This is a genomic window from Oceanisphaera litoralis (genome assembly GCF_016907015.1).
Taxonomy (GTDB): domain Bacteria; phylum Pseudomonadota; class Gammaproteobacteria; order Enterobacterales; family Aeromonadaceae; genus Oceanimonas; species Oceanimonas litoralis.
Genome location: NZ_JAFBBE010000020.1, coordinates 1 through 24,766, shown reverse-complemented (window position 1 = coordinate 24,766; position 24,766 = coordinate 1). Strand labels below are relative to the sequence as shown.

Annotated in this window: 24 protein-coding genes; 15 read left to right on the top strand and 9 right to left on the bottom strand. The window is 60.8% G+C overall.

Going from position 1 to position 24,766, the window contains the following annotated elements:
• Window positions 1–14 precede the first annotated feature (14 nt).
• Entirely contained in the window at window positions 15–1,169 is a 1,155-nt protein-coding gene (locus tag HNR62_RS12595) for an efflux RND transporter periplasmic adaptor subunit (RefSeq protein WP_204796447.1), read from the bottom strand.
• 292 nt (window positions 1,170–1,461) lie between these two features.
• Here HNR62_RS12595 and HNR62_RS12590 point away from each other — a divergent pair, with 292 nt between their 5' ends.
• Window positions 1,462–2,238, top strand: a complete 777-nt coding sequence (locus HNR62_RS12590) for an IclR family transcriptional regulator (RefSeq protein ID WP_204796446.1) — start codon at window positions 1,462–1,464, stop codon at window positions 2,236–2,238.
• Between the two features lie 211 nt (window positions 2,239–2,449).
• On the opposite strand, the gene HNR62_RS12585 is transcribed toward HNR62_RS12590, so the two are convergent.
• The 5 genes from HNR62_RS12585 to HNR62_RS12565 all read right to left on the bottom strand — a co-directional run bounded on the left by HNR62_RS12585 (window position 2,450) and on the right by HNR62_RS12565 (window position 7,708).
• Window positions 2,450–3,433, bottom strand: a complete 984-nt coding sequence (locus tag HNR62_RS12585) for an MBL fold metallo-hydrolase (protein WP_204796445.1) — start codon at window positions 3,431–3,433, stop codon at window positions 2,450–2,452.
• Between the two features lie 169 nt (window positions 3,434–3,602).
• Entirely contained in the window at window positions 3,603–5,174 is a 1,572-nt protein-coding gene (locus tag HNR62_RS12580; protein WP_204796444.1) for an FAD-binding oxidoreductase, read from the bottom strand.
• A gap of 14 nt (window positions 5,175–5,188) precedes the next feature.
• Window positions 5,189–5,827, bottom strand: a complete 639-nt coding sequence (locus tag HNR62_RS12575; protein WP_204796443.1) for a hypothetical protein — start codon at window positions 5,825–5,827, stop codon at window positions 5,189–5,191.
• A gap of 2 nt (window positions 5,828–5,829) precedes the next feature.
• The gene (locus HNR62_RS12570; RefSeq protein WP_204796442.1) at window positions 5,830–6,162 is read right to left on the bottom strand and encodes a c-type cytochrome; all 333 of its coding nucleotides are present in this window, start codon (window positions 6,160–6,162) and stop codon (window positions 5,830–5,832) included.
• Window positions 6,163–6,238: 76 nt separating this feature from the next.
• On the bottom strand, window positions 6,239–7,708 hold the full coding sequence (locus HNR62_RS12565) for an aldehyde dehydrogenase family protein (RefSeq protein WP_204796441.1): 1,470 nt from the start codon (window positions 7,706–7,708) through the stop codon (window positions 6,239–6,241).
• 411 nt (window positions 7,709–8,119) lie between these two features.
• Between HNR62_RS12565 and pcaDC the strand changes: the two genes are divergently transcribed.
• From pcaDC to HNR62_RS12520, 9 genes are all read left to right on the top strand, one after another.
• Window positions 8,120–9,298: a bifunctional 3-oxoadipate enol-lactonase/4-carboxymuconolactone decarboxylase PcaDC gene (gene pcaDC / locus HNR62_RS12560; RefSeq protein ID WP_239552789.1), complete on the top strand. Its 1,179-nt coding sequence runs from the start codon at window positions 8,120–8,122 to the stop codon at window positions 9,296–9,298.
• Window positions 9,299–9,300: 2 nt separating this feature from the next.
• Window positions 9,301–9,999: a protocatechuate 3,4-dioxygenase subunit beta gene (gene pcaH, locus HNR62_RS12555; RefSeq protein WP_239552788.1), complete on the top strand. Its 699-nt coding sequence runs from the start codon at window positions 9,301–9,303 to the stop codon at window positions 9,997–9,999.
• A 3-nt stretch (window positions 10,000–10,002) separates the two neighbouring features.
• Window positions 10,003–10,602 (top strand): protocatechuate 3,4-dioxygenase subunit alpha, encoded by a 600-nt coding sequence (gene pcaG, locus HNR62_RS12550; RefSeq protein ID WP_204796439.1) that lies wholly within the window; start codon window positions 10,003–10,005, stop codon window positions 10,600–10,602.
• A 229-nt stretch (window positions 10,603–10,831) separates the two neighbouring features.
• Window positions 10,832–12,157: a 3-carboxy-cis,cis-muconate cycloisomerase gene (locus HNR62_RS12545; protein WP_204796438.1), complete on the top strand. Its 1,326-nt coding sequence runs from the start codon at window positions 10,832–10,834 to the stop codon at window positions 12,155–12,157.
• A gap of 26 nt (window positions 12,158–12,183) precedes the next feature.
• Window positions 12,184–13,116 (top strand): AEC family transporter, encoded by a 933-nt coding sequence (locus HNR62_RS12540; RefSeq protein ID WP_204796437.1) that lies wholly within the window; start codon window positions 12,184–12,186, stop codon window positions 13,114–13,116.
• 189 nt (window positions 13,117–13,305) lie between these two features.
• Window positions 13,306–14,301: a TRAP transporter substrate-binding protein gene (locus HNR62_RS12535; RefSeq protein ID WP_204796436.1), complete on the top strand. Its 996-nt coding sequence runs from the start codon at window positions 13,306–13,308 to the stop codon at window positions 14,299–14,301.
• An 18-nt stretch (window positions 14,302–14,319) separates the two neighbouring features.
• Window positions 14,320–14,865, top strand: a complete 546-nt coding sequence (locus HNR62_RS12530) for a TRAP transporter small permease subunit (RefSeq protein ID WP_204796435.1) — start codon at window positions 14,320–14,322, stop codon at window positions 14,863–14,865.
• Window positions 14,862–16,148, top strand: coding sequence for a TRAP transporter large permease (locus tag HNR62_RS12525; RefSeq protein ID WP_204796434.1), 1,287 nt, complete (start codon window positions 14,862–14,864; stop codon window positions 16,146–16,148). Before HNR62_RS12530 ends, HNR62_RS12525 begins: the two co-directional genes overlap by 4 nt.
• A 121-nt stretch (window positions 16,149–16,269) precedes the next feature.
• A complete protein-coding gene (locus tag HNR62_RS12520) occupies window positions 16,270–17,178 on the top strand; it encodes a SphA family protein (protein WP_204796433.1) in 909 nt (302 codons plus the stop codon).
• 29 nt (window positions 17,179–17,207) lie between these two features.
• On the opposite strand, the gene HNR62_RS12515 is transcribed toward HNR62_RS12520, so the two are convergent.
• Window positions 17,208–18,116, bottom strand: coding sequence for a LysR family transcriptional regulator (locus HNR62_RS12515; RefSeq protein WP_204796432.1), 909 nt, complete (start codon window positions 18,114–18,116; stop codon window positions 17,208–17,210).
• A 198-nt stretch (window positions 18,117–18,314) separates the two neighbouring features.
• Between HNR62_RS12515 and HNR62_RS12510 the strand changes: the two genes are divergently transcribed.
• Genes HNR62_RS12510 through HNR62_RS12500 form a run of 3 tightly spaced genes read left to right on the top strand, consistent with a single transcriptional unit; the run spans window position 18,315 to window position 21,252 of the window.
• Window positions 18,315–18,521 carry a hypothetical protein gene (locus HNR62_RS12510; protein ID WP_204796431.1) on the top strand — a complete coding sequence of 69 codons (207 nt, stop codon included), beginning with the start codon at window positions 18,315–18,317 and terminating at the stop codon, window positions 18,519–18,521.
• Complete coding sequence (locus HNR62_RS12505; protein ID WP_204796430.1) at window positions 18,514–19,971, top strand: sodium:solute symporter family protein; 1,458 nt, start codon at window positions 18,514–18,516, stop codon at window positions 19,969–19,971. The genes HNR62_RS12510 and HNR62_RS12505 overlap by 8 nt, the downstream gene beginning before the upstream one ends.
• A 9-nt stretch (window positions 19,972–19,980) precedes the next feature.
• Window positions 19,981–21,252: an amidohydrolase gene (locus HNR62_RS12500; RefSeq protein WP_204796429.1), complete on the top strand. Its 1,272-nt coding sequence runs from the start codon at window positions 19,981–19,983 to the stop codon at window positions 21,250–21,252.
• 197 nt (window positions 21,253–21,449) lie between these two features.
• On the opposite strand, the gene HNR62_RS12495 is transcribed toward HNR62_RS12500, so the two are convergent.
• Window positions 21,450–22,349 (bottom strand): helix-turn-helix domain-containing protein, encoded by a 900-nt coding sequence (locus tag HNR62_RS12495; protein ID WP_204796428.1) that lies wholly within the window; start codon window positions 22,347–22,349, stop codon window positions 21,450–21,452.
• Window positions 22,350–22,478: 129 nt separating this feature from the next.
• Here HNR62_RS12495 and pobA point away from each other — a divergent pair, with 129 nt between their 5' ends.
• Both pobA and HNR62_RS12485 read left to right on the top strand, forming a co-directional pair.
• Complete coding sequence (gene pobA / locus HNR62_RS12490) at window positions 22,479–23,663, top strand: 4-hydroxybenzoate 3-monooxygenase (protein WP_204796427.1); 1,185 nt, start codon at window positions 22,479–22,481, stop codon at window positions 23,661–23,663.
• Between the two features lie 510 nt (window positions 23,664–24,173).
• On the top strand, window positions 24,174–24,485 hold the full coding sequence (locus tag HNR62_RS12485) for a monooxygenase (RefSeq protein WP_204796426.1): 312 nt from the start codon (window positions 24,174–24,176) through the stop codon (window positions 24,483–24,485).
• Window positions 24,486–24,539: 54 nt separating this feature from the next.
• Here HNR62_RS12485 and HNR62_RS12480 read toward each other — a convergent pair.
• Window positions 24,540–24,766: hypothetical protein (locus tag HNR62_RS12480; protein ID WP_204796425.1), on the bottom strand; the 227-nt coding region annotated here is incomplete at its 5' end.

Genomic DNA, 24,766 nt, shown 5'->3' with positions numbered 1-24,766 from the left:
GTCTCGGTTGCTCCTTAATTGACCACGGCATCGGTGTCATCGCCGAACCCGGCCACCAGCCTGACGTTCTTTGCCGCCACCGGTTGCACCCTGATGCCATGACGCACCCGCTGGATGCCTTCGGTGATCACCCGTTCGCCATCGGCCACGCCCTTGCCTATCAACCAGGCGTTGCCGACGGTGCGCAGGGTCTCTACCTCGCGTTGCTCGACGGTATCGTCCGGGCCGACCACCCACACGCTGGGAATGCCGCGTGAATCCCGGCTCACCGCCTGTTGCGGTACCAGGATGGCGTGCTCCCGGGTGCCCTCCTTAAGCTGCGCATGGACAAACATGCCCGGCAGCAGCGTGCGATCGGGGTTGGGGAACTCGGCTCGCAGCGTGACCGAACCGGTGGTCGGGTCGACGCTGACCTCGGAGAATTGCAGGGTGCCCGACAGGGGGTATTGGCTGCCGTCGTCCAGGGTCAGGCTGACTTCGGCCTGGTTTTCTCCCACTTGCTGCAGGCGCCCGGACTCCAGCGCGCGACGCAGGCCGAGCAGCCGGGTGATGGGCTGGTTGACGTCCACATAGATAGGATCGAGCTGGGTCACGGTGGCCAGCGCCTGGGCCTGGCCGCCGGTAACCAGGGCGCCTTCGGTCACGGCGGAGCGGCCGATACGCCCGGAGATCGGCGACAGCACCTTGGTGTACTGCACATCAATGCGTGCCACCCGGTCTTCCGCCTGGGCCTGTTTCCAGGCGGCCATGGCGTCGTCGTACTGCTGCTGGCTGACCGCGTTGGTCTCCAGCAAACGCTCATAGCGCTTCGCCAGGTTTTCGGCGGTGATCAAATTGGCCTCGGCGCGGGCCAGGCGCGCCTCATAGGTACGCGGATCTATCTGGTACAGCGGCTCCCCCTGTTTGACCTCGCTGCCTTCGGTGAACAGTCGCCGCTGCAGAATGCCGGATACCTGCGGGCGGACTTCGGCCACCCGGTAGGCGCTGGTGCGCCCGGGCAGATCGGTGGTCAGGGTCAACGGCTGTGCCTGCACGAGGTGGACGCCGACTTCCGGCATCGGTGGTGCGTCGGCGCCGGCGGCCTGCGGCGGTTCGCCACAACCGGCCAGCAGCAACAAGGCGGCCAGGGGAAAAACACGTTGCGTATGCAAATATCGTTTGAGCTTCATCTGCTTGCTCTCTTTTTGATGGTCTCGAAATATCACGAACTTCAGCCAATGAATCATAAGGCGATACAGTGTATCTTATTGCGGTACACCAAACCAAGGGTTACGCCTTCAATATCCGCGATGCGATACCTCGGTGCGATACCTCGATGCAATAACGCGACTTGCCTGCGCGGCGATGGATTGGGGATAATTGGTCTACTGGCCAGAGTGCTACCCTGACATGAGTGATACCCTGACATGAGGTGGTGTCGCTCCGGCATCCACACACAAGCGCCAAGGAGAAAACAAGGGAATGAGCAAGCCGGAAAAAAGCACGGGCAAACAGCAGGGAGGGATCCAGGTGATCGCCCGCGCCGGCGCCATCATGCGGGCCCTGGGCAGCCATCCTCAGGGCCTTAGCCTCGGAGGCATTGCCCAGACTGTGGGCCTGCCGCGCTCGACCGTGCAGCGCATTATCAGCGCCCTGGAAGAGGAATTATTGGTGGAAGGGCTCGGTCCCAGCGGCGGCTTTCGGCTCGGTCCGGCGCTCGGCCAGTTGATCCATCAGGCCCAGACCGACATTATTTCCCTGATCAGGCCTCATCTGGTGACCCTCTCGGAACAGTTGCAGGAGACCACCTGTCTGACGTCCCTGGTCGGCGGCGAGACCTATGCGCTGGAACGTATTGTGGCGGAGCGGGAACTGCGGGTGGTGTTTCCCCTCGGCATCAATGTCCCGGCCTTTGCCACCGCCAGTGGCAAGGTGCTGCTGGCCGAGCTGCCCGAGGCCACGCTGCAGCCCCTGCTGCCCGCGACTCTGGACACCTTCACCCCCCACACCCTGTCCCGGGAGGCGTTGCTTGCGCAACTCAAGGAGATCAAGGCCTGCGGCGTGGCCGTGGAGCAGGACGAATACATCGAGGGCCTGTCCTCCTTTGCCGTACCCCTGGATACCTATCTGGGCTACTACTCGCTGACCGTGGTCGTACCCAGTACCCGTGCCAGGACCCAGGGCGAGCGGATCAAGCAGACGCTGCAGAGCTACCGGGACAATATCGAGCGGGCCAGCGGGCGGATACCCAGAAACTAGGGTCTATTGACCCGCCAGTCGGCTACCGTAGCCCCCCTCCGGCCATTCCGGCAGCATGGCGCTGAGCCGCATCGTTCACAAAACCGGCCTCAAATAAGTAGAGGTAGGCGACACTGGGGATAAAACGGTCATAACAGACCCGGCTGAACAGAAAAAGGGCGCCAGGCGCCCTTTTTTTTTGCAATTTTCTGCAATACCGACACCAACCGGTTTATTCGTAGATATCCAGATCCTGGGCCAGCACAAAGTTGCCATCGTAGTGCTTGGCCAAGTCCGCCACCATGTCTTCGTCGGTGGCGCCGAAGAACAGCGGGTGGTTCATCACCAGCAGGCCGGGTTTGACCTCTTTGGCGATCTCGGCCAACTGGCGGGTGCTGGTATGGGCGTGGTACATGTACTTCTGCCAGTCTTGCGGCATGCGGGAGATGGCGCCCTCGTGCATCACCTCGTGGATCAGGATATCCGCCCCCCTGAAGTGCTCATAGTTGGCTTCGTCCTTGCGGGTATCGCCGCTGATAACGATGGTCCTGGTGGGCGTTTCCACCCGATAACCGAAGGACATGTCTGCATCCCAGCTGCCGTGGGGCACCCGGAACGCCTTGACCGTCACCTTGTCGTCCTGATGAACAATCTGGGTTTCGCTGATTTCGGTCACCTCGCCCTTGTAACCATTGGCGTTGGCCGGCTGAGTGCCGTACAGGCGATGATCGATATCCTCCTTGAAGGCTTTCAGGGAATGTTCAACCAGCTGGGCGGTGCCCTTGGGGCCTATCACCTTCATCGGTTGATCCCGGCCCAGCACCCAGGGGCGTAGCAGCAGCTCGGGCAGGCCCAGCACATGATCCGAGTCGAGGTGAGTAATAAACACCTTGTCGATGGCCCCATAAACGGATTCGTTGACGAACTGGGTATAGGGGGGCATAAAGTCGCGACCCGACAGGGCCTCGAAATTGCGCACAAAGCCGGGGCCGGCGTCGAACAGGTACATTTGCTTGTCGACCACCACCAGAATGGCCTGGCCGGCACGCTTGTGATGCAGGGTCGGCGTGCCGGTGCCCAACATCACCACATGGGTCTGGCTTTGCTCCTTGACCTCGGCGGCGGTGGCCGGCCGGCTCTCGGCCAGGGCAGCGGTGGGGGCCAGGCCGGCCAGCGCCAGGGCCATCAACAGGGGCTTAAGGGTTCCTTTCATCATGCTAGTTCCTTTAGGTTCGGTGGCTACCCGAGCCACCCTCTTTGCAGTTCGAATGAGTCCTATTGCGGACATAAAAAAGGCCGGTGCAGCGTTCCACCCCAAAGGGGGATATCCTGCCGTGCCGGCCGTTTGTTATGACAGGGTGCCGGGCGACACCCTGTTTGTCGGCTTACCAGTCGTTGAACTTGTCCAGATCGATACCGGACTTGCCCGGGGCCAGGATATTGTTGGGATCCAGGGCCTTCTTCAGGGTGTGCTCCAGGCGACGCTTGGTCGGACCATAGCTCTGGGCCACCCGATCCATAAAGCGGGTGTTGACCCGGTACACGGCGTAGCCGCGCTTCTCAAACTCGTCGAGCAGCTCGTTGAAGCAGGCATCGGCGCGCTTGGTTTCTTCCGGGTTGGTGCGGTCATAGAGCACGTCGATCACGTGGTGCATGTCGCGCCAGCCAACGATGAACTCGCCCACATAGTCCAGGCCGTGCTTGTTGAGGATCTGCTTGGCCAGGGCGTATTGCTTGTCACACTCGCTGCCCTTGGCCTGGCTGACCGGTGCAAACCACATGGAGCCGCCGCCCCCGCGCCAGTTATACAGGCCGAACTCCCGCAGGTTGGGCACGCCGGACATCAGCTTGGCACGGTAGGTGAAGGGCTCGGTACCGGCGGCTTCTTCCTCGGTGACGATCTTGCCCTTGCCCAGCTGTTTCAGCGCACCGGTCACGATGTTCCAGTTCACTTCCACCTGCTCAGGGGTGCCGTATAGGGCGCAATACACGTTCCAGGCACCCAGGTGCTTGTCTTTCTGGATCTGCTTGAGGATGGCGTCGGAGGTGGCGCCCGGCTCGCTGGTGTAGTCGGAACGACGCACCCCGGCGGTGGAGGCTTCCCACAGCACACCGGCGATCACCACCGAGTTGGGGATCACCTGGTTGATGCGCAGCGGACGAATAAACTCGACGATCTCGGCGATGTCGGTCTCTTCCTCAAACTGGATCTCGAACGGCTTGATCACCGGCGGCTTGGGCATCAGCCAGAAGCCCAGCTTGGTGCAGATGCCGTAGTTGGCCTGGGTGAACATACCGTCCAGGGTCGGGCCGTAGCCCCATTTGAATACCTGCCAGGCGTTGTCGCCTTCCACGCCACCCATGCCGGTGCGGTAAATGTCGCCGTTGGCCAGCACCAGCTCCATGCCGCACTGCATCAGAAAGTGCTCGCCGTAAGGGGTGTAGCCCACGCCCCGGTCCATGGTGTTACCCAGGGGGCCGGCAATGGCCGAGGGCGCCGAGAACGACAGCATCAGCGGAATGTTGTTTTCCTGCAGGTAGTCATACAGCTGCTGGTAGGTCACCCCCGGCTCCACCAGGGCGGTGCCCAGATCGGCATCCACCTCGATGATCTTGTTCATCTTCTTCAGATCCAGGATGATCTGGCCGCGATGATGGGGCGCCGAGGTGCCATAGCCGAAGTTGCGGCCGGTGGAAATGGTCCACACCGGGATCTTGTGTTCGTTACAGATCTTGACCACCCCCTGGATCTGCTCGACCGTGGTGGCGGTCACGGCGGCGGAGGGCGCATGCTCGGCGTCCTCGCTGGGCATCATGATCTTGTTGTAGGGCTTGAGCTGGGCGTCTTCCACCAGCACGTTCTCGTCACCCAGCAGGGCCCGGAACTTCTCGATGGCCTGATGGAACTCACCCTGATCAACATCGCGGGGCAATACCTTGTAATCTTGTTCACTCATGAGATGGGTATCCTTCAGGTCTCAATGGAAAATGACACATAGTGGCCATTCGGAATGGCGGCACGGGCCGGGGGCGCGGCGCGCAGGTAACGACGACCCGGCTCCGGCGAGGCCAGGGCAAAGGCCAGCGCCGGTGCCCACTGGGTGCCCGCCGCCAGGGTCTGCTCGGTGAGAGCGGAGGGCCGATCACAGCCGTCACTCAGGGAGGCAAACTGGCCGATGCAGGCGCCGGCCTCGGACGTCACCGACAGCCGGTGGCGCGACTGGCCATGCTCGGTCACATGCTGACCGGACCAGTGCAGGCGGGCACCGGCACTGCGGGCCAGGCTCAGAATAAGAGTGCCGCTGGCGTCATCCACCAGGCCGATGATGCGCTCGCCCCGGGCGCCGTGCAGCCGCTGCTGCAGCTCGGAAAGAAACTCCATGTCGCTGTCGGTGCGCAGCAGGGTGGCGTCCTGGCCGGCGGGGTTGGCCCGCACACCGGCGGCAAAGGCGGCCTCGGCCTCGGCGCCGCTCACCAGCATCAGCAGCGGTTTGCCGGCCGGGTCGCTGGCGACCGGGCCGGCACTGGCCAGACCGGCCCGGCCCAGGGTCAGGCCGGCCAGACCGCCCAACGCGACCCCCTTGAGTACGGAACGACGTTCAATAGTCATGCTTACTCCTTGGCCGGGGCCGGCAGTTGCTGAATGTATTCACCCACCTGCTGCAGCGAGGCATCATCAATAAAGGAAGCGGGAAAGGCCGGCATGGCCCGGAAGCCCTGGCGCACGATGGCGGAGATATAGGCCGGCGGCAGGCCGCGGCCGGCCAGTACCGGGCCGATTTCGCCATTGGTCTCATGGCAGTGGCCACAGACCTTCTGGTACACATGCTCACCGCCTTTCCACTGGCCATCGCCGCTGGCGCTGGCAGAAAAAGCAGTCAGGGCCGCCGGCAGTGCCAAGGCGGCAACGGCAAGGGATCTTGCCTTGGAACGAATCGCTGACATCTTGGATGCTCCTTGCTTATTTGTTGGGTCAAGCCATATGCTCCCCCGGCGCACCGGGGGAAGGGCTCAGTGAAACTCAGAACGGATAACGACGCGGTTCGTGCTGCACGGTGATCCAGTGATCGGTGGTGAATTCCTCGATGGCCCACTCGCCGTTGAAACGGCCCAGACCGGAGCTCTTTTCGCCGCCAAAGGCCGCGTTGGGCTCGTCGTTGACCGGCATGTCATTGACGTGGGTCATGCCCGCCTCAATGCCCTGGGCAAAGCGCACGCCCCGCTCCAGGTTGCCGGTAAAGACGGCACTGGACAGGCCGTAGTCGCTCTGGTTGGCCAGCTCCAGGGCATGCTGCTCGTCGCGAGCCACCTGAATGCCCACCAGCGGGCCGAAGATTTCTTCCCGGGCGATCTCCATGTCGGCGGTAACATTGCCGAATACATGAGGCGGCAGCACATTGCCCTCGGGCTCGCCGCCCACCAGCACGCTGGCCCCTTCGGCCTTGGCGGTTTCAATCTTGACGAGCAGCCCCTGCAGCTGCTTCTGGTTGATCACCGGGCCCACCACGGTGTCGGGCTTGCTCGGATCCCCGTAAGGCAGCGCCTTGACGCGCTCCGCATAGCGACGGGTAAATTCCTCGGCCAGCGGCTGCTCCACGATAATGCGGTTAACGGCCATGCAGATCTGGCCCTGATGCAGGAACTTGCCCACCACGGCGGCACTGACCGCCTGCTCCACGTCCGCATCGGCCAGCACCACGAAGGGGCTGTTGCCGCCCAGCTCCAGGGCCACGTGCTTGAGGTGTTTGCCGCCAGTGGCCAGGCGACCGATGTTGAGGCCGATCTCGGTGGAGCCGGTAAAGGAGATAAAGCCCGGTACCGGGTGCTCGACGAAGGCGTCACCGATTTCGGCACCGGAGCCCACCACCACGCTCAGCACGCCGGCAGGCAGGCCGGCTTCTTCGAAGATATGTGCCAACAGCAGGCCGCCGGTGACCGGGGTATCGCTGGCCGGCTTGATCACCACCGCATTACCCAGAGCCAGGGCCGGAGCCACGGAACGCTGGGTCAGGTGCAGGGGAAAGTTCCAGGGGCTGATCACGCCCACCACGCCCAGGGGCTTGCGGTAGACCCGGCTTTCCTTGCCCGGCACACCGCTCGGCAGAATGCGGCCATGCACCCGTGACGGGAAGCTGGCGGCTTCCAGGGTGATGGCGCGGGCGGCACCCCACTCGATCTGGGCCTTGATGCGGGTACTGCCCGACTCCTTGATGATCCAGTCGACGATCTCGTCCTTGCGCTGATCAAAGATAGCCACCGCCTTCAGCATTACCGCGGCACGCGCCGCCGGTGCCATCTTCGCCCAGCCTTTCTGGGCCTCGCGCGCGGCAGCAAAGGCCTCGTCCAAGTCCTCCCTGGTGGCCAGATTCAGCTCCAGCAGGGGCTGCTGAGTGTAAGGGTTAACGACTTGCAGCTTGCGCTCGGCGCGCCCGGGCCGCCATTGACCGGCTAACGGCTGCAGCTCAAGGTTCTGGTAAGAACTGGTAGTCATAAAACATCCTTTCTTTAAATTGGGATCAGCAGTAGCAGACTGCCGGCTTGCAGAGAATAACGGTATCCGTTGACCCCCGGGTCACGGGATTCTCTGCCAGTAAACATGTATGCCCCGGAACCGGCAGCAATATGTTATATCAATGTTATTCCAGACTAATTATTAATAGTGCCGGTTAAAAATGAATTTTTTGCCGTCATGCATATCGAAAACGATATGCATGATGATGAGGCAGCATGAATAGTACCTCTTATTCTACGCCGGTATTCTACTCCGGACAGGGTACAAACTGAAGCACCCAACAACCATTCCGTTTTCGATATATCAATTCGATAAAACCTTATTTTACACGACCGTTACTTTAAGCAACATTAAGCTTAGTATTTTCCGTAGCCAACACAGGCAAGCATCATGACACAGACCCTGGCAATCAATGGAGTCATGCTCCACTATCGACTGGAAGGACCGAGCCATCTGCCCCTGTTGGTCTTTTCCAACTCCCTGGGCACCGATCTGCGGGTATGGGAGCCTCTGCTTCCCCTGCTGGCCAACCATTTTCGTTTCCTGCGCTACGACAAGCGCGGCCATGGCCTGTCGGCCTGTCCGCCGGCCCCTTATCATATCGATGATCATATCAATGATCTGATTGGCCTGCTCGATGCACTCCAGCTTGATCAGGTGGCCCTGTGCGGCCTGTCGGTGGGCGGCATCATCGCCCAGGGCGTGGCCTCCCGCCGGCCCGAGCTGGTCAAGCAGCTGATTCTGTGCGACACCGCCCACAAAATCGGCCCTGCTCAGGGCTGGGACGATCGCATCAATAGCATCCGCGGCCAGGGCATCGAGGTTATCGCCGATGCGGTCATGGAGCGCTGGTTTGCCGCCGAATTCCGCCGCCAGCAGCCGGTTGAGCTGGCCCTGTGGCGCAACATGCTGGTTCGTACCCCGATGGAAGGTTATATTGGTACCTGTGCCGCCATCCGCGATGCGGATCTGACCGACAGTTCCGCTCGTCTGACCCAGCCGACCCTGTGCCTGGTCGGGGATCAGGACGGCGCCACCCCGCCGGAGCTGGTGCGAAGCACCGCCGAGCTGATCCCGAACAGCCGTTTCGCCATCATAGACAATGCCGGGCATCTGCCCTGCGTCGAGCAGCCGGCGGCGCTGGCGGCGCTGATCACCGACTTTATCGGCCAACGCACTGCCCCGCCGAATCGTTTTGACCTGGGCATGGCGGTGCGCCGCTCGGTACTGGGCCATGCCCATGTGGACCGGGCCAATGCCAACAAGAGTGTCTTCGACGAGCCCTTCCAGACCTTTATCACCGAAGGCGCCTGGGGCTCGGTATGGAGCCGCCCCGGTCTCAGCAAGCGGGATCGCAGCCTGCTGACCATAGCGCTGATGGCTTCGCTTGGGCATGAAGAAGAGCTGGCCATGCATATTCGCGCCACCCGCAATACCGGCGCCAGCAAGGCGGAAGTGCAGGAAACCCTGCTCCACCTCGCCGTGTATGCCGGCGTGCCGGCATCCAATACCGCCTTCCGCATCGCCAAGGAAGTCTATAACGAACTCGAAAACCAAGAGGAACAATGAGCATGAGCAGCATCACCAAGAGGGACTGGTCCAGCCATCCCGCCTACCTCTCGCCGGAATACAAGTCATCCATCCAGCGGGGCGCCTCCCGGAACCTGATCCAGATCGACCCCGAGCTGGCCGAGCTGACCGGCCCGGCCTTCGGCCCAGAAGTGCTGGGACCGCTGGATCACGATCTGACCAAAAACGGCCAGGTCAACGGCGAGCCCCTCGGCGAGCGCATCGTGGTGACCGGCCAGGTATTCGACGAATTCGGCCAGCCGGTGGCCAATACTCTGGTCGAAATCTGGCAGGCCAACGCCGCCGGTCGTTATGTACACAAGGCCGACCAGCACGAGGCACCGCTGGACCCCAACTTCCTGGGCTCGGGCCGCTGCCTGACCGACGCCGAGGGCCGCTACAGATTCTACACCATCAAGCCCGGCGCCTATCCCTGGGGCAACCATCCCAACGCCTGGCGTCCGAACCATATCCATTTTTCCCTGTTCGGGCCGTCCATCGCCACCCGCATCGTGACCCAGATGTACTTCCCCGGCGATCCCCTGCTGGAGTATGACCCCATCTTCGAAAGCACCCCGGCCGCAGCCCGTGACCGGTTGATCAGCGACTTCTCGCTGGAGGTGACCGAAGAGGGCTTTGCCCTGGGTTATATCTTCAATATTGTGCTGCGTGGCATCAACGCCACCCCAGTGGAGGCCTGAGCCATGACCATGAAACAAACCCCGTCGCAAACCGTCGGTCCCTACTTCGCCTATGGCCTGACCCCCCAGCAATATCACTACCCCTTTTCCCAGATTGCCGGCAGTCAGCTGGTGCAGGGCGAGGTAAAGGGCGAGCGCATCCGCATCACCGGTCAGGTATTCGACGGCCAGGGTGAGCGGGTGGACGATGCCATGATCGAAATCTGGCAGGCCAACGCCGCCGGTCGCTTCAAGCATCCGCTCGACCAGCGCGCCGAGCGTCCGCTGGATGACGGCTTCCTCGGCTTTGGTCGCTGTGGCACCGGCACCAGCACCGATCAGAGCTTCAGCTTCGATACCGTCAAGCCGGGTGCGGCCCAGGATGGTCATGCGCCTTTTATCACAGTGGTGGTGTTCCTGCGTGGCCTGCTGAGCCATGCCTATACCCGCATCTACTTTGCCGATGAAGCCGCGGCCAACGAGGCGGACCCTGTGCTGAACAAGGTGCCCGCCGAGCGGCGCCAGACCCTGATCGCCCACCGTGCCGACACCGCCACCGGGGTGGAATATCGCTTCGATATTCACATGCAGGGCCCGCAGGAAACCGTGTTCTTCGATGTATAGGGACTAACCTCACCACCCAGCCTGCACCCCGGCCATCATGCTGGCGACCGGGGTGCAGGCATCGGCATGCCCGGGATGAGCCGGCCATGCCGACGAGGCTCCCGCCCGGGCGGGAGCCTCGTGCCCACCTCCGCCCATCGTCAGGTCGTTTTTCGCGTCGGTATCCCTATGCGCCAGGTGCGCCGCACGATACCCTTAACCCCGCCATCATCCGTACAGCGAGGCTGCCATGTTTTCCATTTCTCCTTTTGATTCCGCCCTGTTCCGCGAGCTGCTGTCCCATCCGGACGCCGCCCGCTGGCTTGGCGATGAGGCCCAGATCCGCGCCATGCTGAATGTCGAGGCCGAGCTGGCCCTGGCCCAGGCCGACTGCGGCCTGATCCCGGTCGACGCCGCCGAGGCCATCGCCCGGGCCGCCGCCGAACTGGAATTGCCCGCCATCAAGCTGGCGTCCGGCACCGCCGCCGCCGGGGTGCCTGTTCCGGCCCTGATCACGGCGCTGAAAAAGGCCCTGCCCGCCGAACAGGCCCGCTGGGTACACTTCGGCGCCACCAGCCAGGATATTGTCGATACCGCCCTGGTCCTGAACTGCCGGGAGCTGCTGGGGCACTATGAAGCCGGCCTGACCCAGGTTATCGGTCGGCTGGCCCGACTGGCCCGGGCCCATCGCCATACCCTGATCGCCGGCCGTACCCGTACCCAGCAGGCGGTACCCATGAGCTTCGGCTTCAAGGCCGCCAACTGGCTGGCCCCGCTGCTGCGCCAGCAGGAGCGGCTGCAACAGCTTAAACCGCGTCTGCTCAAGGTGCAGCTGGCCGGCGCGGTCGGCACCCTGGCCGCCATGGGGGAACAGGCCCCACGGATTGCCGAACGGCTGGCCGAGCGACTGGGGCTGGCCCCCGGCCGCAACTGGCACACCCAGCGCGACAGCCTGGTGGAGCTGGCCGACTGGCTGGCCCTGACCACAGGCAGCTTGGGCAAGCTCGGCCAGGACTGGCTGTGGCTGAGCCAGACCGAGGTCGGTGAAATCAGCTTCACCAATGGGGGCGGCTCCTCCACCATGCCCCAGAAATGCAACCCGGTGAATGCCGAGATTCTGGTGGTCATGGCGCGCCATAATGCGGGACAGGTCGGGCAGATGCACCAGGCCATGGTGCAGGAGCATGAACGCAGCGGCAGCGCCTGGACCCAGGAGTGGCTGGTGTTGCCCGGCATGCTGATGAGCACGGCAGTGGCCCTGCGGCACGCCGAAGAGGCGCTCGCTCACCTGGTGGTGAACACCGACCGGATGGAGGACAACCTGGCCTTCTATAATGGGGTTATCTTTGCCGAGGCCGCCACCTTCGCCCTGGCCCGGCAGATGCCGCGGGATCAGGCGGCCGAGCTGGTCAAGGCCGCCTGCAAACAGGCCATTGGTGGTGAGCGCCACCTGTTTGCACTGATCGCCGAACAAAGCGGCATCACCCTCGATCTGGCCAGCCTGCAACAGAGCCTGCTCGAAGGGGGTGCCACCGCCACCTGGTTCGAGGATATACTGGCCGCCACCGACCACTGAACCGATTACACATAAGAGGAGTTGCCTTGCTGGCCATACTATCGATTACCGCCCCCATCTTCCTGCTGATAGGATTGGGCTATGGCGCCGTCCGCTGGCGCATTATCCCCACCGAGACCGTTCCCGGCCTGGGCCGCTTTGTCCTCTACTTTGCCATGCCGGGGCTGATCCTCAGCACCCTGAGCAAGATGCGAATAGAGGACGTCATCGATCCCGGCTTTATGCTGGCCTATGGCCTGGGCTCGCTGCTGCTGATGGGGATTGGGCTGCTGGGGTTCCGGCTATGGCGGCAGGAGCCGGTGCTGGCCTCGCTCAAGACCATGGGCATGGTGATGCCCAATACCCCCTATTTCGGCTTTCCGGTGCTGCTGCAGGTGGTCGACAGCGTGGCCGGTCAGGCCCTGGCCCTGGCCATGCTGGTCGAGGCCCTGCTGATCATCCCGCTGTCGATGGCGCTGCTGGAATTTTACTCCTCGCGCGACGGCAACCAGTCGCTGGGTCAGGTGCTGCTGACCCTGCCCAAACGGGTACTGCGCAACCCCATGATCATCGCCATTCTCGTCGGCCTGCTGTTCGCCCTGCTTGAGCTGCGCCTGCCCCCGGCTCTGACCACCACCCTGGACATGCTGGGCCGCTCCTCGGCGGCGGTGGCCCTGTTCGTGATCGGCGCCTCCCTGGTGGGCAGCCCGCTCAGGGGGCAGGTGGGCGGCATGATGCCGGTTCTGGCCGGCAAGCTGATCGCCCACCCGCTGCTGGTGGGGCTGATGATCTGGCTGCTGCCGCCCTTCAACCCTGATTTGCAGCTGGCGCTGCTGTTGCTGGCCGCCATGCCGATGATGAGCATCTATCCCATCTTCGGCAGCCAGTATGGCCATCGCCATTTCGCCGCCGGCACCCTGCTGCTGACCACAATCAGCGCATTTATCACCATTTCGGTACTGTTGCTGTTCATCCGCTGATCTTCCCCGCTCCCTGCCTTCGGCCCTTAACCATATCGAAACCGATATAAGCAAGGGCCGATTATTCATTATTCCTCCCCGCCCCTTTGTTTTAATGTTGTTTCACAAGTGAGATGTAATTGTTTCATAGGTTTGCAGTTATTCGGTAATCGCAAGGACGCTGCCAACCACCATCATAGAGGTGAGCCCATGAATAAACTTGCAACTTTGACCCTGGCCACGCTGCTCGGCACCGCCGCCGCCCATGCCGCCGACTATAATCTGCGGTTTTCCCATTTTTGGCCGGCCAGCTCGGGAGTGCACCAGGGGTTTGAAGACTGGGCAACATCACTGGAGACCGCCTCCGATGGTCGTATCAAGGTGGATTTCTACCCGGCCCAGACCCTGACCAAGGCGGCCCAGAGCTACGATGGCGTCAAGATGCGCATCACCGACATTGCCGCCACCGTGCAGGGCTATACTGCCAACCGCTTTCCTCTGACCCAGATAGTAGAACTGCCGGGCATGGCCGATTCGGCGGCGCACGGTTCCTGCGTGCTACAGTCACTGTTTGATGAGGGGCTGATCGCCAAAGAATACCAGGACACCCAGGTGCTCTACCTCTTTACCCATGGCCCCGGTTACCTGCACACCCGTGAAAAGGCGATTGAAAAGCCCGAAGATCTGGCCGGTCTCAAAATTCGCCGCCCCACCACCGTCGTCGCCCAACTGCTCGAGTCTCAGGGTGCCCAGCCGGTCGGCATGCCCGCCCCCGAAACCTATCCTTCCCTGCAGCGCGGTGTGCTCGATGGCGTAGCCTTCCCCTGGGAAGCCATGAAAGTGTTCCGCACCAACGAACAGGCCACCCATCATAGTGAAGTCAACCTGTACACTCTGTCATTCATGGTCACCATGAACAAGCAGGTCTACAACGCCATGCCGGAAGATCTCAAGCAGGTGCTCCAGCAGCACTCGGGGCAGGAGTGGTCGCAAAAGCTGGCCCAGGTATTTGATGGCCTGGACAACGCCGGGCGAGCCGAAGCGGTGGCCGATAATCATGACATTACTGGCGCGGATAACAGCCTCTGGCAGCCGGTGTTCGAGCAGGCTACCGAGGAATATCTGTCGGGCCTGGAAAAACGCCGCCTGCCCGCTCGTGATGTCTATCAGCGTGCCCGAGAGCTCAGCAACCGCTGTCAGTCATAATTACAAGGAGAGTATGAAATGGCTGTATTGACACGAATAGCAGACTTTATCGCCCTGCTGATGTATCGGCTTGCCGGTGTGCTGATTATTTTCATGATGTTGGTGGTAGTGGCCGACGTGGCGGCCAGGGCGCTGTTTGCCGTGACCGCCGGCGGCCTGGATCTGACTTTTGTCGGCGGCATCGAGCTGGTCAAGTTCAGCCTGCTGTTTTCCATGCTGTTCGCCTTTCCCCACGCGGTGGACAAGGGACAAATCGTGGTCGATCTGTTTACTCAGCAGATGGACGAGACCAGGCTACGTTTCTTTACCGGCGGCTACACCATCTGTTTTGGCTTTCTCGGCGGCGCCCTTTGTTGGCGCTTCTTTGAAGCGGCCCATTCCGCCACCCAGACCGGTGAGCTGACCCAGGATCTGCTGTTACCTCTGTCCAACATCTATTATGTCGCCGCCCTGGCCCTGGCCATGCTGGCAGCCCGCGGTCTGCTCGCCGGCCAGGCCACCCTTTTTCAGCAGCCACAACCTGGTTCCCATCAGGATGACATCGTCAAGGAGGCCCATTCATGAACCCCGCCATTCTCGGATTACTGTGCCTGGTCGGCATGCTGGTGATGATAGCCCTGCGCTGCCCGGTGGCATTGGCCATGGCTCTGACCGGGCTGGTCGGCTTCGGCCTGATCGTGGCTTTCGAACCGGCGTTTGCCCTGCTGGAAGCCGGCCCTTTTGAAACTCTGAGTAACTACAGCTTCAGCCCCATTCCCATGTTCCTGCTGATGGGAGTACTGGCATCCAAAGCGCGTATGTCGCAAGAGTTGTTCAATGCCGCCCGCTCGCTGTTCGGCGGCTGGCGCGGTGGTATGGCCATAGCCTCGGTCTCCGCCTGCGGCGCCTTTTCCGCCATCTCCGGTTCCTCGGTGGCGACCGCCGCCAGCATGTCGCGAGTGGCTCTGCCGGAAATGCGCCAACACGGCTATGCCGACTCCCTCGCCACCGGCACCCTGGCCGCCGGCGGCACCCTGGGCATTATCATCCCGCCCAGCATCGCCCTGCTGCTGTATGCGCTGATCACCGAGCAATCGGTGGGTGACATGTTCATCGCCGGCCTGCTCCCCGGTATTTTGGGACTCGTTCTCTACTGCTCGACCATCGCCCTACTGGTGTACTTTTATCCTCACCTGGCCAGGCCAGGCAATGTCACGGGCTGGAAGCAAAAGCTGCTGGACACCCGGGGTTTCCTTCCTTTCATGCTGGTATTCGGCCTGATCATCGGCGGCATCTACAGCGGTTTCTTTACCCCCACCGAAGCCGCCGCCATCGGCGCCTTTATTACCCTGATCATCGCCTTGCTGCGCGGCGTGCGCTGGCAAGGGCTAAAAGAAGCGGTATCGGAAACCCTGGCACTGTCGGCGATGATTTTCTTCATGATTGTCGGTGCCGAAATCTTCGGCTATTTTCTGTCGGTATCACGTATTTCCTTCTTCCTGGTCGATCTGGTTGGCGAATGGCAGCTTTCTCCCTATGCGGTGTTGTTTGCCGTACTGCTACTGTTCGTACTGCTCGGCTGCGTGATGGACAGCCTCGCCATGCTGCTGTTGACGGTGCCGGTAGTGATGCCGCTGATCCTCAATGCCGGCTTCGATCCCGTATGGTTCGGTATTGTTGCGGTGATCACCGTGGAGCTGGGATTGATAACGCCGCCGGTGGGCATGAACGTGTTCGTGATCAAGAGCGTGGCACCGGAAGTGCCTATCGGCCATATCTACAAGGGCGTGTTTCCCTTCGTGCTGTCGGATCTGGTTCGACTAATGCTGCTGATCGCCTTTCCGGTACTGGCTTTGGGCCTGATTTAAGCCACATGTTTAAACGACTTGTTACAACAACTTATTACAACCATTTATTACAACAATTTATTACAACAAAGAACGGCATGCCGGAGGCATGCTCAACACAACACACAGTAAGGAAACGCCTATGAAGACTCATAGCCCCGCCTATTCACCGAGTGAACAAGGCCGTCACAAGAGCCGCTGTTTCATCGCCGCCCTGCTGCTTGCCCCCGGTGCCGCCCTGGCCGTTAACGGCCACTATGTGCCCGGTATAGAAGGGATCAGGGGCGCTTCCGCGCCGCCGCCCGGTACCTATTACCGCGGCTATACGGTGCGGTACGAGATCGACCAGCTCAACGACAACAATGGCAAGGCCCTGCCCGGCAGCAACACCGGCTCGGTGACCGCCCTGGCCAACCGTATTATCCATATTACCGACAAGAAGTTTCTCAATGCCGACTACGGCTTCGAGACCATTATTCCGATCCAGCATACCTCGCTGGACTTCAATATCGCCGGTATCGACAATTCCGAGAGCGGGGTGGGGGATATCTTTGTCGGCCCGGTGATCCTCGGCTGGCACGGCCAGCAGTGGGATGCGGTGTTTGCCTCCGGCCTCTGGTTCGACAACGCCAGTAGCTCCAAGCCCGCCGACCCCGGCCTGGGTTACAAAAGCGTGATGATCACCCTGGGCGGCACCTATCATTTCGATACCGCCAAGAGCTGGTCTTTCTCGGCCCTGTCCCGTTACGAGATCAACGGCGACAACAAGCAAGGGCTGGATCAGGGCGACAGCTGGCTGGTGGAATGGGGCCTGGGCAAGCGTCTGGACAACGGCATCGAGCTGGGTCTGGTCGGCTACGACGGCTGGCAGTTCGAAAACGACGAGGGCCAGGACAACGCCAAACTGCAGAAACATGCCATGGGCCTGGAAGCCGGCTACTTCTGGCCCGGCCTGGGCCTGGGCGTATCCGCCGCCTACCTGAACGAATATCAGGTCAAGAACGGCCCTCAGGGCGAGCTGTTCCGGGTCAATTTCACCAAGATTTTCTGAGCCGGGCCGGGCCCGCTCATGTCGGGCCGTTAACCGCCCACGCTTTCATCCTGACTGCACTCCAGTACCGTATTGATAAAGTTCTGCAGGGCCGGGGAATGATTGTGGGTGTTCCAGGCAAAGGACACCGACATGTCACACAGCGCCAGCTCCGGCATCTCGATAAATCTCACGCCGGGCGGCGATATCCATTTACAGTCACCGGGAACAATGGAGATGCCCAGCCCGGCGGCCACCAGGCTGAGGATGGTGACATTGTCGGCGCCGAGCTGAACCACCCTGGGATAGAAGCCCAGCTGGTGCATGTAGGCGAGCAGACGGTCATAGTAAACGGGCGAGGAACTGCGCGGTCCCCAGACAAAATTGTACCGACTCAGCTGTGCGACGGTCTCGGGCGGCGCGCTGACCAGGGGAGACTGTTCGGGCACCGCCAGCACCAGGTTATCCCGGTGAAACTTCCGGACTTTCAGGTAATCGGGTCGGTTGTCCTCCATATAAAGGAAGCCGGCGTCGATGGAGCCGTCTTTCAGCTTTTCGCTTTGAGGGCCGGACAACAAGGGAAACACCTCCAGCGCCACCCGAGGGTAGCGCTCCCGAAAACCGGACAGCACCCGTTTGATCCCCGGCACCCACAGGTGCGCCACCGTTACCCCCACGGTCACCTTGCCGATGACCCCCTGGCTCAGGGAGCCGATGCGGGCGATGACCCTCTCTCTGGTTGCCAGCAACTGCTTTGCCTCTTCGTACAGGGCCCTGCCGGTCACGGTGAGGCTGATGCCCTTGGCGCCGCGCTCGAACAGGCTGCTCCCCAAATCGGTTTCCAGGGCATGGATCTGACGGGTCAGTGCCGGCTGGGCGATATGCACCCGGCGGCTGGCCGCGGAGATGGAGCCTTCCTCGACGATGGCGACAAAATAACGTAACTGGCGAAAATCCATTGGTTCCTGCTCCCCTCTTGCTGCCACCAAGGCATACTTTACCCATGCAAGGTATACCATAAAGGCATGGACTATATATTTATTTACTATTTTATGTATCCATTTTTTAACGTTACCTTCACTGGCAAGGTCAATAATATTACCTACATGTTAAAAAACACCTGCATGTTAAAAATTACCTCGCAAAGGAGATGCCGTATGCGAAGCAACTACTGGATAGGGTTGCATTTTGTGCTTTGTACCCTGGCCATGATCTGGCCCGGTGCCCTGATCGCCAACCGCTATGAACCCACAGTGCTGGGTCTGCCGTTTTTATTCTTCTGGTACATCCTGTGGATGTTCCTGCTGTTCGCCGGCCTGCTGGTGGCCTTTATCAAGGTGCATGGAGGCAAGCGTGATGTCTGATTCGATTATTGTTACCGGGATCACCCTGACCTATCTGGCGCTGGTGCTGTGGGTCGGGCTACGGGCCCGCACCAAGAACACCGGCTCCAGCCTGGAGGAATATGTGGCCGGCGGCCGTCACGTGGGTGTGGTGATCCTGTTCTTTATTCTGGGTGCGGAAATCTTCTCGGCCTTCGCCTTCCTCGGGGCCCCCGGCTGGGCCTACAAGCACGGCGCTCCCGCCCTCTATATTTTGGCTTACCTCAGCCTGGTGCCCATCATCATCTGGATCATGGGCCCCCGGGTGCGTGAGCTGGGCAAGCAGCACGGCTACCTGACCCAGGCCGACATGATTTCCCACCACTACAACAGCAAGAGCCTGGGGGCCTTCGCCGGTATCATCAGCGTGGTGGCCTTTATTCCCTATCTGGCCATTCAGATTGCCGGTGCCGGCATGCTGTTTCAGGCGGCGACCGGCGGCCTGGTCCCCTTCTGGCTGGGCTCGCTGATCGCCTTCCTGGTAGTGGCCGTGTATGTCTACTGCAGTGGCCTGGGCGGCATCGGCTGGACCAACCTGATGCAGGGGGTCATGATGGTGGGCATTGCCTGGTTCCTCGGCTGGGTGGTCACCGATAACCTGTTTGGCGGCGTCGGCCCCATGTTCGAGCAAATCCAGTTGCAGATGCCGGAATACCTGGTGATGCCCGGCTCCACCGGGGTCATGGGCTGGGGCGCCTTCAGCACCGCCATCCTGGTCAGCGCCTTCGGTGGCGCCATGTGGCCACATCTGTTCATGAAATTCTATACCGCCGACAGCGCCTACTCCCTGCGCAAGGTGAGCGTGTTCTATCCGCTGTTCGCCTATTTGCTGGTTCCGCTGCTGTTTGTTGGCTTTGCCGGCATACTGACCTTCGCCGATGCGCCTCTGGCCAAACCCGATGAGGTACTGCTGAAGCTGGTGATGGAGGTGCTGGATCTTTCTCCCTGGGTCACCGGCATTATGCTGTCCGGTGCGCTGGCGGCGGCCATGTCGACCGGTGCCAACCTGGCGCATACCGCCGCTACCATAGCGGTGCGCGATATTCTCTGTATTTCGGTACTGCGCAATGCCTCGGAACAAACCGTGGTAAGGGCCATCCAGATCAGTGTATTGGTGGTGTCCCTGCTGGGGTATCTGTTCGCCATCTACAGCCCCGCCTCACTGGTGGCCGTGCTGCTGGGCGCCTTCGGCCTTATCCTGCAACTGATGCCCATGGTGGTCGGTGCCCTCTTTATACCGAGCCTGCGCAAGAGCTCCGTGGTGGCCGGCGCCGCCCTGGGCGGTGCCCTGACCCTGCTGTATCAGTTCATTCTGCCCTCCCCCTTCGCGTTTCATCCGGGATTCTGGGGCATAGCCCTGAACCTGCTGGTGGTGACCACCTTGCAGTTGCTGATTAGCGGCAAGACACACACCGTCTCACCCAAGGCTTAAGGTAACGGTATGCATATCAATGAATTGATTAGCGGCGCCATCGACCAGGTCTATGCCGGCGTGGAACGGCTGTACAAGGACATCCACCAGCATCCGGAGCTGCCGTTCGAGGAGTTTGAAACCAGCCGCAAGCTGGCCGAGCAGCTGCGACAGGCGGGCTACGAGGTCACCACCGGCGTGGGCAAGACCGGCGTGGTCGGTCTGCTGCGCAATGGCGAAGGCCCCTGCGTGATGCTGCGGGGTGACATGGATGCCCTGCCCATCCGCGAACAGACCGGGCTGGACTATGCCAGCTGCAAGCAGACCGAGGCGGGTATCCCCGTGATGCACGCCTGTGGCCACGATCTGCACGCCAGTTGCCTGGCCGGTGCCGCCGCCGTACTCCATGCCCTGCGGGAGCACTGGCAGGGCACCCTGATGATAGTGCATCAGCCGGCGGAAGAGATTTTCGGCGGCGCCCAGGCCATGCTGGCCGATGGTCTCTATGAGCGCTTCGCCCGTCCCGACGTGATCCTGGGACAGCACAACATGCCGGCATTGTCCGGCATGGTCGGCCACCTGGCCGGTCAGACCATGTCCGCCGCCACCACCCTGGGGGTGACCATACACGGCAACGGCGGCCATGGCTCCATGCCGGCACAAACGGTCGATCCCGTGGTGATCGCCGCCCATGCGGTGGTGCGGCTGCAGACCATTGTTTCCCGCGAAGTGGAGCCGAGCGAACAGGTGATCGTCACGGTCGGCAAGCTGCAGGCTGGCACCCAGGGCAATGTGATCCCGCACAGCGCCGAGCTGGAAATCAATGTGCGCAGCTTCAGCGACGAGGTGCATGATCAGGTAATAGCGGCGATCAAGCGTATCATCGATGCCGAATGCCAGGCGGGCCGCTCACCCAGACCGGCGGAATACCGGGTGTTGACCGAAACCATCACCATGAACAACGACGCGGCCACGGTGGCCCGGCTGCGCCAGGCCCATGGGGATTTCTTCGGCGCCGGGCAGCTCTTCGAGATGAAGCGCCTGGGCGGCAGTGAGGACTTTCCCTATTTCGGCAATGCCGCCGCCGGTGGCTTTGGCGGAGAGGATATCCCCTATGCCTACTGGTTTATCGGTGCCGCGACCCCGGAAAACTGGCAAACCACCACCGGAGACAGGGCCGCCGAGCGCATGCTGCAACTGCCCATGCCCCATTCGCCCTACTATGCGCCGGATCGCCAGCCTTCACTGATCACCGGCATGGCGGCCATGGTCACGGGGGCGCTGGCGTTTTTCGAACGCTGAATCCTGACCTGCAATGGCCGGACCATGCCGGCCATTCACCCCATTCACCCCATTTACCCCATTTACCCCATTTACCCCATTCACCCCATTCACCCCATAACCCCGGCAGCGGCGGCCACGCGTCGCCACTGCTGTGCTCTCAAACAGGGTATCGGCTATCTTCACGGCCGATCCCCGCCCCCCTTACCGGCAGCATGTCATGATTCGGCCTTGTCGACCTTGCCTGACAACTGCCCGACCCCGGCCTGCCGAAATTCATTGGGTGAACGGCCTGTCAGTCGGCGAAAAAAACGTGAAAAATAAGCCGGCTCGCTGAATCCCAGGCTGTCGGAGACCCGGGCAATGGTCATGGAGGTGTAGATCAGGTTTCGCTTCGCTTCCAGCAACAAGCGCTGGTGAATAAACTGCAACGCCGTCTGCTTGCCCAATTGCTGGCAGAGACAGTTCAGACGCACCACCGAAATCCCCAGGTTGGCGGCATACTTCTGCACCGACCATTGTTCATGATAATGGCGCTCGACCAGCCCGGAAAAACGGGCGAAATAGACATGCCCCTTCGAGCGCAATTCACTGAAGGTATCCAGCTCGATACTGCGCCGTTGCAGCCAGGTCAGCAACAGGGTGATCCAGGATTCCAGTGCCAGCTCCCTGCCCGTCCCATGATGGCCGTACTCCCGCGCCAATGAGCTAAACACGAAATCGAGAAACGCCTTGTCCTCTGCTATCGGCAGGCTGAGCGACGCACTGCCAAAGGCGAGCGGCATGTTCATGGCTTGCTCGAAGCGGGAAACCAGAGGCGTCGCCAGGGTCAGTACCGCGCCACGCACATCCCTGGAAAAGCGGAAACCGTGCACACACAGGGGGCTGACCCACTGCAGTACCCCGCCCTCAACGACACGGGTCTCCCCTTCTATATACAGCTCTGCCTGGCCCTGCTGTACATAGAGCAACTGGTACAGATCACTGTGCCGGTGTGGCTTGATTTCCCAGTCATGCAGGCTGCTGCGCTGGGCGATGGATTCATAGTGCAACAGATCGGGAGTCAACCAGTGACCCAGCTCTCCGTAGAGCTTAAAAATCGGTATTTCGCCACCCATACCCTCTCCTGGAGTTTAAAAAAGTCCAACTATAATCACCAATAGTCCCTGTTCATTCACCCAATATTAACCAAAAATACAAACAAGAAACATCGGGATAACCGGTTTCAACCGGCATGGAGGAAAGAAATGAAAACACAAGTCGCTATTATTGGTGCAGGCCCCGCGGGCCTGCTGCTGGGTCAGTTGCTGCATAGGGCGGGCATCGACAATGTGATTGTCGAGCGCCAGACACCGGAATACGTACTGGGCCGCATCCGTGCCGGGGTACTGGAACAGGGCATGGTTGACCTGCTGCGCGAAGCCGGTGTCGGTGAACGGATGGATGCCGAAGGCCTGGTGCACGACGGTTTTGAGCTGGCACTCGATGGCCGGCTGGAGCATATCAACCTGAAAGCGCTGACCGGGGGCAAGACAGTGATGGTCTATGGCCAGACCGAAGTCACCCGCGATCTGATGGCCGCCCGCGACGCCTGTGGCGCCAAATCCATCTATCAGGCCGACCAGGTCCAACCCCATGACATGAAAAGCGACAGTCCCTATATCACCTTTGAAAAAGACGGTGAAAGCTATCGCCTGGACTGTGACTATATCGCCGGCTGTGACGGTTTTCATGGCATATCGCGCCAGTCGATTCCCGCCGAGGTACTCACCGAGTTTGAACGGGTCTATCCTTTCGGCTGGCTGGGCCTGCTGGCCGATACCCCGCCGGTGCACGATGAACTGATCTACGCCCGTCATGAGCGTGGTTTCGCGCTGTGCAGCATGCGTTCCTCCACCCGCACCCGTTATTATGTACAGGTACCGGCGACTGAAAAAGTGGAAGACTGGTCAGATGAACGCTTCTGGGATGAACTGCGCAGCCGCCTGCCCGCCGAGCAGGCCGCCAAGCTGGTGACCGGTCCGTCTCTGGAGAAGAGCATAGCGCCGCTGCGCAGCTTTGTGGTGGAGCCGATGCAGTACGGCAAATTGTTCCTGCTCGGCGACGCCGCCCACATAGTCCCGCCCACCGGCGCCAAGGGGCTGAACCTGGCCGCCAGTGACGTCAACACCCTGTACCGCATCCTGGTCAAGGTCTATCAGGAAGGCCGTACCGAACTGCTGGAGAAGTACTCCGAAATCTGCCTGCGCCGGATCTGGAAGGCAGAGCGGTTCTCCTGGTGGATGACCAGCATGCTGCATGATTTCCCGGAAAACGACGCCTTCACCAAGCGTATGCAGCAGACCGAACTGGAATATTTCGTCGGCTCGGAAGCCGGAAGAAAGACCATTGCGGAAAACTACGTCGGCCTGCCCTACGAAGAAATAAAATAATTCATCAGCCGAGACCACCGTTCAGATGATCAGCGTCCGACATGAAGAACGGTGTTCCTCTAAGTAATACCGCATAACAGGAGTGGTTCAGTCGTCATTCCCACGAAGGTGGGAATCCAGGGCCTGTAGCGCAGAATTTTCAGACTGCGGTTCACCTGTAAAGACACTGGACCCCCGCCTTCGCGAGGGTGACGATAAAGGCAAACCAACCCTTGTATCCACACCTGTTACGCAAGATTACTTATGCCGCCTGCTTCCCGAAACCGGCACTCAGCGGCGTGATTCCCTGCATGCCCTGACGGTGATGGTGATGGTATCGAGCATGAATATGGAGATGAATGATGGTCCCGGGCGGCATAAGCGTATGGCCGCTGCTTGTCCTGGCGTGGGATACCGGCCGGCCTCGGTTGCAGACCTGCATCATCCTCTCACGATAATGGTACTTGTCGGCCAGGTGCCGATTTGCCATTATCGAGGGCAAGACCATCGTTACCTGAGGAACCGAAAACCATGCCCGCTGTATTGCAAATCGATTTCAAATTCCCCACAGAGATGATGGGCGATGCTCTCACTGCAGGAGCCCGGGAGCTGGCCCATTCCATTAATCAGGAGCCCGGCTTCATCTCCAAGATCTGGACGGAAAATGCCGAAACCGGCGAAGCAGGTGGTATCTATGTCTTTACCGACAAGGCACTTGCCGATCAATATGCCCAGATGCACAGCCAGCGTGTGGCGGCGATGGGCGCCACCGAGATCCGGACAAAAATCTTCGATATCAATACCACACTCACCGATATCAACTGGGGCCACTATACCGCCTGAGCAATACCAGTCGGATTGGTATAGGAACTACAGAAAAAGAAAAAAGCCCTGACCTTATGTCAGGGCTTTTCTGTAATGGTGGAGTAGCAGAAGCCCGGCACTTGAAAGCGAAGGCGCGTATGAGCCGGCTAGGCCAGCCATAACGAGAAAAACCCAGCATTTCTGCTGGGGTTTTGATGTTAATGGCTTACGAATCCCCTCATTTTTATTGTTCAAATAATACCGAAGATCCGCTTGTATAAGCGGTGCTGAGACAGGTAGTAAGAAAACTTCGCCATCAG